This is a genomic window from Polaromonas sp. P1_G4, from assembly GCF_056405475.1.
The window spans coordinates 1-9,712 of sequence record NZ_JBFUCA010000122.1 but is presented as its reverse complement, the minus strand read 5'-3'; the positions used below and the strand labels follow the sequence as shown (position 1 = coordinate 9,712).

The window sequence follows — 9,712 nt, the reverse complement described above, 5'->3', positions numbered from 1 at the left end:
TGCCCGCCCTTGGTGGCGATGGCGGTGGTGACGCGCTGACGCAACGTACCTTCTTCGAGCGTGACCCACTTGAGCTTGATGTCGGGATGGGCCTTCTCGAAAACCGGCGTGAGCTTCTGCATTTCGATCATGTGGCCGTTATTCACCGTCGCCACCACCAGTTCGGTCACAGCATGGGCCATGCCGGCGCCCGAGAGTGCAAGCACCAGGCCTGCCTGGATAAAACGCTTCATAAGGTGTCTCCTTCGTTATGTCAGTCAAAACGGCCGCTTTGCCGTTCACTGCATTTTGAAGAAAGGTCCTTGCGGGTTTGATACCAGATCAGAGAACTTCAATACTTTGTTGCATTGAAGGAGTGGTAATTTCCCTAAACTCCGCATTATTAGATGCAACAAATTGTCAAGGCCAACGTGACGCGCTCTGCCAATACAGGCCGCTAGCCGGCGTTGCTTGCTCAAGAGGCAGAAAAATGAAATCTGTCGGCGTAGGCACGCCGACCGGTCGCGGCGCTATTTGCGCGCGACAGCCGAAGCCGGCACCAGCTTGAGTGGCCCGTAGAAGGCCTGCAGCTGGCCCTCGTTTTTTTCGCCCTCGGTGAAGACGGCGAAGCTCAGCAAAGCGCCCGGATCTTCGCCAAAGGCCTTGCGGTAGTCGGCGCGGATATCACGCTCGTAGCTGCGCCATTCGTTGTAGCCGTGGTCGCCCGAGTCGACAATGATCTTGCGGATACGGTCGGTGCGGTCGTTGACGACGACTTCGCCTGGCCGGTTGACGCGCGACCACGAATAAACCAGCGTCGCGAACGGCATTTCTTCGCCGGTCAGCAGCCGGCTCAACTCGGACAGCAGGGAATTTTTCATCGACAGCCGCGAGCGGTCGCCTTCGAACGCGAGCACCACCCGCACCGGCACATCCTCGAGTTGCGGCAGTGCAAGGTTGGTGCCCGCACCGGCGTACGGCACGTTCCAGGAAAAGCGCACGAGCCCAAGCTGGTCGGGCTCGATGCGGTGGCGATGGCGCAGGATGCTGCCGGACGCCTCGACCTTTGCGAGCACCGCGTCGCGGCCCTCATGACGCACATAGCTGTAGCTGGCCGGCTGCTTGCCCGGCACGCGGAAGATTTCCCACCTGAGGTCGTCTGGCTTGAGCTCACCGGCCTTGGGCGGCGCCGACATCTCGGCCCAGGCGGTGCCAGTCACCCCCTCCGCCGGCCCCAGCGTGCCGCCGCGGCTGACCGGCTCATCGACATCGGTGTCCTCGTCGGGCGCCGGGCGTGTCGCGCAGCCGGAGACCAGAGCCAGCGTGAGAAACGCTGCAGCGAACATCGAAAAACGGGGGAAAAGGCGGCGAAGCGGAAGGGAAAAAGACATGATGCGAAGCCATCGAAAAATCGGCGAAGTGGCAAGTTGACCACGGAAGCGCGCGCTCCCGCAATGGAAAAACGCACACTTTTGCGGTATTCAGCCGGCAATCTTGCGCAGCAGGCCGGCGGTCGAGCCATCAAGGCCAAAGACGTCCCCGCTGTGCAGGCGTGGCTCGATGTCTTTGGCCAGCACCTTCCCGAGCTCGACGCCCCACTGGTCAAAACTGTTGATGCCCCAGATCGCACCGCTGACAAACACACGATGCTCCTGCAGGGCGATCAGCGCGCCCAGGCTGGCTGGGGTGAGCCGCTCAAGCAACAGGAAAGTACTGGGACGATTGCCGGGAAAATGCCTGTGGCCTCCGACCTCTTCTTTGCCGGTCATCAAGGCTTGCGCCTGGGCCAGAACGTTGGCCAACAATTTGGCGTGATGCCCCGGCAGGTCGTGCGGTGCGTGCGCGGCTGTTTTCACCGCCACAAACTCGACCGGCACCACCGACGTCCCCTGGTGCAGCATTTGAAAGTAGGCGTGCTGGCCGTTGGTGCCGGGTTCGCCCCACAGCACCGGGGACGTTTCAAACGGCAAAGCCTTGCCGTCCGCATCCACGCGTTTGCCGTTGCTCTCCATCTCCAGCTGCTGCAGGTAGGCCGGCAGGCGGCGCAGCGCGCTGCTGTAGGGCGCGATGCTGCGGCTGGTAAAGCCATGAAAGTTGCGGTACCAGACGTCGAGCAGACCCAGGCGCACCGGCAGGTTGCGCTCCAGGGGTGCGGTGCGAAAGTGCTCATCCATGGCGTGCGCGCCGGCCAGCAGCTCGCGAAAGCCGGCTGCGCCAATGGCGATGGCTACCGGCAAGCCGATGGCCGACCACAGCGAATAACGCCCGCCCACCCAGTCCCAGAAACCAAAGGTGGTGCTGATGCCGAATTCGTTGGCTGCCGCGACGTTGGTCGTCAGTGCGGCGAAATGCCGGCTGATGTCGCGTCCGCCTTGCGCCTCAAACCAGCGCCGGGCCGAATGCGCGTTGGTCATGGTCTCGGTGGTGGTGAAGGTTTTGGACGCGATCAGGAACAGCGTGCTTTGCGGCTTGAGCCCCTTGAGCACGGTAGCCAGCTCGTCCCCATCCACATTGGAGACAAAGTGAACGCGCTTGCCGGTGGCGGCGAATTCGCCGAGCGCCAACACCGCCATTTGGGGTCCCAGGTCGGAGCCGCCTATGCCGATATTGACAACGTCGGTGATGGCGGCATCCGCGCGCACCTGTTCGGCATACGCCAGCATCGCGTCCAGCGTGGTGTGAACCTGGGCCAACTCGGTTGCTATATTTTTAATAGCTGCTGGCGCACGTTCATATTGGGCTACGGCCGGATTTCGCAGTAAAAAATGCATCACGGCGCGCTTTTCGGTGCCGTTGATCAGTTCCCCGGCAAACATCGCGTCGCGGTGCTGCTCCAGCCCGCACGCGCGCGCAAGGTCAAATAGCAAGGCCTGGCTGGCGGCATCGATCAGGTTTTTGGAAAGATCCGCAAAAACGTGGGGAGCGTCCTGGCTGAAGCTGGCGAAGCGATCCGGGTCGGCAGCAAATGCCGATTTCAGGTCGAAAGTTTTGCCGGAAGCGGCATACAGCGCCTGCAGCGCAGGCCATGCGGAAGTCTGGTCGCAACGCGGTCGGTTCATGACGTGTCCTGTGCGGGAGGTTATGCGGCCAGCATCAGCTGTTCAAGCTTTACGGCATCGGCCGCGAAAGCGCGAATGCCTTCGGCCAGCTTCTCGGTGGCCATGGCGTCTTCGTTGAGCGCGTAGCGGAATCCGGCTTCGTCAAAGTTCACTGGGGGCAAATCCAGCGCCGCTGCGGCTTTGGCATCGAGTGCGCGCGGCAGCGCGGTATCGCTGGCGGCAAGCTGGGCCAGCAGTTCCGGGCTGATGGTCAGGAGGTCGCAACCGGCCAGTGCAGTGATCTGGCCCACGTTGCGAAAGCTCGCGCCCATCACCTCGGTGGCAATGCCGAAGTGCTTGTAATGGTTGTAGATCTCGCGCACCGACTTCACGCCGGGATCGTTGGCGCCGGACATGGCGGCTTCGTCCCAGGCGGCGCCGGCAGTTTTTTTGTACCAGTCATAGATACGGCCCACAAAAGGTGAGATCAGCTGGACCTTGGCCTGGCCGCAGGCGATGGCCTGGCAGAACGAAAACAGCAGCGTGAGGTTGGTGTGGATGCCGCGCTGCTCCAGCTTTTCAGCCGCCTGTATGCCTTCCCAGGTGGCGGCGACCTTGATCAGCACGCGGTCAATGTGAATGCCTTCGGCCTGGTAGAGCTCGATGATGCGTTCGCCGCGTGTATACGTGGCGTTGGCGTCAAAGCTCAGGCGGGCATCAACCTCCGTCGAGACCCGACCCGGAATGATGGAAAGGATTTCGCAGCCAAAACGCACCAGCAGACGGTCCATGACTTCGTCAAGCGCCCGGCCCTTGAAGCGGCTCACGGTGTCTTTCAGCAGGGGCTGGTAGTCGGCCTTCTGCACCGCCTTGAGGATGAGGGAAGGATTGGTGGTGGCGTCCTGCGGCTTGAACTGCCCCAGTTGCTTGAAGTCACCGGTGTCAGCGACTACGGTGGTGAACTGTTTCAGGGCGTCAAGTTGGGTCATGGCTGGGTGGCTGGTCAAAACGCGGAGTGGTCCGGATGAAACACCGTACTGTGCCTGGATGCAGGCATTTCACGGGTTCGATGTCGAGTTACCATTATGCCCATAGAATATGAAACTTTATTACCAAGACAATTTTTTACCATGAGTTTTGACCTCATCCTGTTTGGCGGCACCGGCGACCTGGTGTGGCGCAAGATCATGCCGGCCCTGTTCCAGGCCTTCCGCCACGGCTCGTTGCCGGAGGGCGGGCGCATTGTGGGCGTGGCACGCGACGATTTGTCGGACGACCAGTACCGCGCGCTGATCAAGTCCCGGTTTGACAATGTCGAGCTGGCCAAGCGGCCGAGCGAAGAGGAGTTCTCGCGCTTCGCGGCGATGTTGGGCTACCTGCGCATGGACCTGTCCAACCCGGCCGACTATGCCGCGCTGGCTGCGAAACTGCAGCAGCGGCCCGCCGACGTGGTGGTGATGTACGTGGCCACCGCGCCCAGCCTCTTCACCACGGTCTGCGAGCAGATCGCCGCCGCGGGCCTCAATGGCCCGCAGACGCGCGTGGTGCTGGAAAAGCCGCTGGGCCACGACCTGGCGTCCAACCGCGCCATCAACAAGACGGTACGCAGTGTTTTGAGCGAGCAGCAGATCTTTCGCATCGACCACTACCTGGGCAAGCCGTCGGTGCAGAACCTGTTTGCGCTGCGCTTTGGCAATTCGCTCTTTGAACCGCTGTGGCGCCGCGAGACGATTGCCAACATCCAGATCACCATCGCCGAAGACCTGGGCGTGGAAAAGCGCGGTGCGTTTTACGACAGCACCGGCGCGCTGCGCGACATGGTGCAAAACCATGCGCTGCAGCTGCTGTGCGCCATCGGCATGGAACCACCCATCAACTCGCACGCCGATGCCATCCGTGACGAAAAGCTCAAGGTATTGCGATCGCTGAAGGCCTGGACGCCTGAAACGCTGAGCCAGCATGTGGTGCGCGGCCAGTACGCGGCCGGCAACATCGACGGCGAAGCCGTGCCCGGCTACCGCGACGAAAAAGGCGTGCCCCCTGACAGCAGGACCGAAACCTTTGTGGCCCTGCGCACCGAGATCGCCAACTGGCGCTGGGCCGGTGTACCGTTTTACATCCGCACCGGCAAGCGCCTGGCCGGCCGCGATGCGCACATCGAGGTGAACTTTCGCCCCGCGCCGCACGCGATTTTCAAGTCGGCGCTGGCAGGCTCCAATGTGGCCAACCGGCTGGTGATCAACCTGCAACCCAAGGACGGCCTGGAGCTGCACCTGCTTGCGCAGGGTGCCGACCAGCGCACGGGAGGCCGCGGCACGCCTTCGCTGGCGCCGGTGCAACTGGACCTGGATTTTGACAAACGCTTTGGCTCCGAGCGCGTGGGCGCTTATGAACGGCTGCTGCTGGATGTGATCGACGGGCGCTTGAATCTTTTCGTGCGCAGCGACGAGCAGGAAGAAGCCTGGCGCTGGGTCGAGCCCATCATGGACAGCTGGAGCAGCCAGGCGAGTGCGCCACGGCCTTATGCCGCCGGCACCTGGGGGCCCAGCGCTGCGAGCGCGATGATTGCCAGAGACGGCTATTGCTGGTCCGAAGAATGTTAGCCCCCATGCTCCCCACTGCGTGTGGTTCGCTGCCCCCCGAGGGGGCGCCCCGCCTGCGGCCCGGCAAAGCCGGTTCCGCGGCTCGGACTGGTATTTGGCAGACCTGTGAGATCTTGCAGCGTAGGGAGGACAGTTCCCGTGCTTGATCGAATAAAGGCTTCATTGCCGTCACTGGCGCCAGCGGAGCAACGCGTGGGCCGGTTGGTGCTGGCCGATCCGCGGGCATTTGCCAATTTGCCGATCACGGAGCTGGCGAGCCGCTCGCATGTGAGCAAGCCGACTGTGGTGCGGTTTTGCCGCAGCATGGGTTATGACGGGCTGTCGGACTTCAAGCTCAAGCTGGCGGGCAGCGTGAGTGAGGGCGTACCTTTCATCCACCGCAGCGTGGACGCGGACGACAAGACCGGCGACGTGATGGTCAAGGTGATCGACAACACGGTAGCGGCGTTTTTGAAATACCGCAACGACGCGAGTTCCGTAGCCGTTGAACGGGCCGCCGACGCGTTGCTGGCCACTTACAACACCGGCAAGCGGATTGAGTTCTTCGGCGTGGGCAATTCGGGCATCGTGGCGCAGGATGCGCAGCACAAGTTCTTTCGCCTGGGCATCACCAGCATCGCCTACAGCGACGGCCACATGCAGGTGATGAGCGCCTCGCTGCTGGGGCCGGGCGACTGCGTGGTGGTGATCTCCAACTCTGGCCGCACGCGCGATTTGATGGACGCCTGCGACATCGCCCGCAAGAACGGCGCGACCACGATCGTCATCACGGTCACCGGTTCGCCGTTGGCCGCGGCCGGCAACATCCACCTGGCAGCCGACCACCCCGAGGGCTACGACCGCTACAGCCCCATGGTGTCGCGCCTGATGCACCTGATGATCATCGACATCCTGGCAACCTGTGTGGCACTGCGCATCGGCAGCAAGCTGCAACCGTTGCTCAAGGAAATGAAAAACAACCTGCGTAACAAGCGTTATGCCTGAGACGGGCGCAGACAGGTGAGGCGCAGACGCGGCCTGCGTCGCCCCGCCTGTGATAGCGGCCCCTTGGAATTTCAAGAAGAATTCGCCCGCAGCCCATAAGGGGCATGCGCAAGCAGCTATTAAATTAATAGCAAATCAGCGCGTCGGCAGCGAGCGTTCGACAATTCCTGCAAACAGCGCCGAGCCCAGCGGCAGCACGCTGTCATTGAAGTCATAGCAGCTGTTATGCAAAAAGCGGCTGCCCACGCCGCCCATGGTTCCACCTTTGCCATCGGGCAACTGTTCGCCCTGGCCCAGGCGCAAGTAGGCACCCGGCTTGACCCTGAGCATGAAGGAAAAGTCTTCCGAGCCCATGCTGGGCTCAAGGTTGCGCACAACGTTCTCTGCACCCACGAGTTGTTCGGCGACGCTGGTGGCCAGCTCGTATTCGACCGGTGAGTTGATGGTGGCCGGGTAGATCCGCTCGTACTTGACGGTGGCCGTGGCGCCAAAGCCCTGCGCCACTGCGGCGCACAACTCCWTGAGGCGCCGCTCGACCAGGTCCTGCACTTCCGGTTTGAAGGTACGTACCGTGCCGACCAGTGTGGCATTGCCAGGCACCACACTCATCGCGCCCAGGTCGCCTGCCTGGATGGCACAAATGCTGATCACGGCGTTGTCCATGGCCTTGACGTTGCGCGAGACGATGCCTTGCACCGCGGTGATGATGTGAGCGGCCACCAGCACCGGATCGACCGTGAGGTAGGCGTGTGCCCCGTGGCCGCCCTTGCCGGTAATCTCGATGGTGATGCGGTCGGCCGCGGCCATCATGGGGCCGGGATTGATCCCGATGGTGCCAGGCTGCATCGCGGGCCAGTTGTGCATGGCGTAAATGGCTTGCACGGGAAAACGCTCGAACAAGCCGTCCTTGATCATCGCATCGGCCCCTCCACGCCCCTCCTCCGCGGGCTGGAAAACCAGCACCGCATCGCCGGCAAAATTGCGGGTCTCTGCGAGGTAACGGGCGGCGCCTACCAGCATGGTGGTGTGCCCGTCATGCCCGCAACCGTGCATCAACCCGGCCTTGGCGGACTTCCAGCCAAACTCGTTGTGTTCTGTCATGGGAAGCGCGTCCATGTCAGCACGCAACCCGATCATGGGCTTAAAGCCGGGTTGACCGGAAGCCTTGGCTGACTGCTGACCCTTGATGACAGCCACAACACCTGTTTTCCCAACACCGGTGTGCACCTCGTCAACACCGCATAACTTGAGCGCATGCACTACCCGGCTGGAGGTGTAAACCTCTTCAAACCCGAGTTCCGGGTGGGCATGCAGGTCGCGCCGGAAGGCGGTCAGTTCGGGGTGGTATTGCGCTATTTGCGCAAAGGCCCGCCCAGAGGCACGCAGTGGAGAGGGGCGATCGGGGTTTGCAATATCTCCCGCTGCGGCAGGCTGAATGGATGAAGCACTTGGAAGATTGGCCGGAGCGCGCATGTCAGTGGAGTCCCGAGTTCAGCAGGTTAAATACTAGTCCCGAAGGGATAGCGGTGCAAATCCAGGGGTTTGTGAAACCTGCAGCAATTCCGGCGCCATTGCGGGCCTGGCCACCATGCTTGCAGTTTTGCTTTTGAAGCTGACGGGGCCGTACCATGCCTTGGTGATTTGGCGCGTGTTGTCGCTGTCAGTCATGATGGCGACACCGACCAAAGCGCCGGGCGGCTCGCCGAAGGCCTTTTGGTAGTCGGCACGAATGTCACGCTGGTAATCGAGCCAGCGATCAAGGCGGCCGGGACCGGATTCGATCACCACTTTGCGGATCCGGTCGGTCCGTGTATTGATGATCACGCTTTCTGGCGCGCTGTGAGAGCCCCAGACATACATGAGAGTCGCATAAGGCAGCGGCTCGCCTGTCAGTGCCAATGCAAGCTCTGAAAGCATGGCGTTCTTGGCGGAAAACTTCGACCTGTCACCTTCAAAGGCCAGGACCACACGCACGGGTGAATCATCGCTGTCGCGTTGCGTCATGTCCGCACCCGTAATCATCTTCGGCACCTTCCAGGAAAAGCCCAGGGTTCCAAGTTCTGCGGGCTCTATACGCAGGTTTTGCCGCAGCATGCTGGCGGCGCTGTCGGATTCACCGAGGATGGCATTGCGCCCGTCCATGCGCACAGCACGGTAGCGGGTCGACTTCTTACCCGGAAATGTGCAGTGCTGCCACTTGATGGCATCTGCGGTAGTGCTTGTGGACGACGCCGAAGTCCAGTCGACGTTCGTGCCTGCTGCAGGTGCGGAAGGTGCGAATCCCGCACAACCCGCGATAAGGAGCACGCAACCGGCAGCAAGCAAACGCAACGTGCACAGGAAAAAGTGGCGATGTAGCAATGGCATTGAGAGATTGGGGCTGACGACGATGAACCGTAGTATCTATTGCGAGTTGACTCAAATAGCAGAACCTGCGCATTTAACGCGGCAGATGCGGAAAAGTTTCACCAATTTCAACGACTCACGGCATCAAACGTGTACATGTGTCTTTCTTCACGAAAAAAGCCGCCCCGGGTTACCCCGAGACGGCTTTCAGATTCTCATCAAAAACTGGCTTAAGCCAGCTTCAGATTAGAACGTGTGGCGAACACCAGCAGCAAACACGGTTGCCTTGTCGGTACGGGTCAGGTCCGTTGCGGACTCGCCCTTGACATTGGTGTAACCGGTGTACAGCGTGGTGCGCTTGGACAGATCATAGGTACCCAGCAGGCTGTAGCCGGTGCCTTTGCGGCTCACGCCAGAGAACTCGCTCTTGGTACGGGTATAACCAGCAGCAATGGAAGCGGCGCCAAACGGAACGCTCACGCCCACTTGGTATTCCTTGTCCTTGGCATCCACACCAGCGGCGATCAGGCCCTTGGCGGTGTTATAGCTACCGACGAGCTTGGCAACGCCGAAGTCATACGTAGCGCCCAGCAAGTTGTACTTGCGGGTAGTCACGAGCGGAGATGGGGTACCTGCATTGCTGGCGGCGGAAGCGATGCTGTTGGCGCCAAGGCCGTTCGCGCCGGAGAACATCGTGCTGACACCGTTGGACTTTTCAGCCTGGTAGCCGTAACCGACCAGCAGAGGGCCATTGGCGTACTT

General features: G+C 61.5%; 8 protein-coding genes and 1 pseudogene. 2 read left to right on the top strand and 7 right to left on the bottom strand.

Features of this window, described 5'->3' with window-relative positions; genetic code table 11:
- From AC1D1X_RS08365 to tal, 4 genes and pseudogenes are all read right to left on the bottom strand, one after another.
- Positions 1-233, bottom strand: a pseudogene (locus AC1D1X_RS08365) (sugar ABC transporter substrate-binding protein); the annotation flags it as partial.
- A 276-nt stretch (positions 234-509) separates the two neighbouring features.
- Positions 510-1,370: a DUF3047 domain-containing protein gene (locus AC1D1X_RS08360; protein WP_477669913.1), complete on the bottom strand. Its 861-nt coding sequence runs from the start codon at positions 1,368-1,370 to the stop codon at positions 510-512.
- Positions 1,371-1,460: 90 nt separating this feature from the next.
- A complete protein-coding gene (pgi, locus tag AC1D1X_RS08355; RefSeq protein ID WP_477669914.1) occupies positions 1,461-3,038 on the bottom strand; it encodes a glucose-6-phosphate isomerase in 1,578 nt (525 codons plus the stop codon).
- A 20-nt stretch (positions 3,039-3,058) separates the two neighbouring features.
- The gene (tal, locus tag AC1D1X_RS08350; protein WP_477669915.1) at positions 3,059-4,006 is read right to left on the bottom strand and encodes a transaldolase; all 948 of its coding nucleotides are present in this window, start codon (positions 4,004-4,006) and stop codon (positions 3,059-3,061) included.
- Between the two features lie 141 nt (positions 4,007-4,147).
- On the opposite strand from tal, the gene zwf reads away from it, so the two are divergent.
- Together zwf and AC1D1X_RS08340 are read left to right on the top strand one after the other, a co-directional pair.
- The gene (gene zwf / locus AC1D1X_RS08345) at positions 4,148-5,620 is read left to right on the top strand and encodes a glucose-6-phosphate dehydrogenase (protein ID WP_477669916.1); all 1,473 of its coding nucleotides are present in this window, start codon (positions 4,148-4,150) and stop codon (positions 5,618-5,620) included.
- Between the two features lie 138 nt (positions 5,621-5,758).
- On the top strand, positions 5,759-6,604 hold the full coding sequence (locus AC1D1X_RS08340; protein ID WP_457282600.1) for a MurR/RpiR family transcriptional regulator: 846 nt from the start codon (positions 5,759-5,761) through the stop codon (positions 6,602-6,604).
- A 135-nt stretch (positions 6,605-6,739) separates the two neighbouring features.
- Here the strand turns inward: AC1D1X_RS08340 and AC1D1X_RS08335 are convergent, their stop codons facing one another.
- The 3 genes from AC1D1X_RS08335 to AC1D1X_RS08325 all read right to left on the bottom strand — a co-directional run.
- On the bottom strand, positions 6,740-8,077 hold the full coding sequence (locus tag AC1D1X_RS08335) for a M20 aminoacylase family protein (protein ID WP_477698125.1): 1,338 nt from the start codon (positions 8,075-8,077) through the stop codon (positions 6,740-6,742).
- A 33-nt stretch (positions 8,078-8,110) separates the two neighbouring features.
- The gene (locus AC1D1X_RS08330) at positions 8,111-8,971 is read right to left on the bottom strand and encodes a DUF3047 domain-containing protein (protein WP_477669918.1); all 861 of its coding nucleotides are present in this window, start codon (positions 8,969-8,971) and stop codon (positions 8,111-8,113) included.
- Positions 8,972-9,196: 225 nt separating this feature from the next.
- Positions 9,197-9,712 (bottom strand): porin (locus AC1D1X_RS08325; RefSeq protein ID WP_477698124.1); only part of this gene is annotated, 516 nt, incomplete at its 5' end.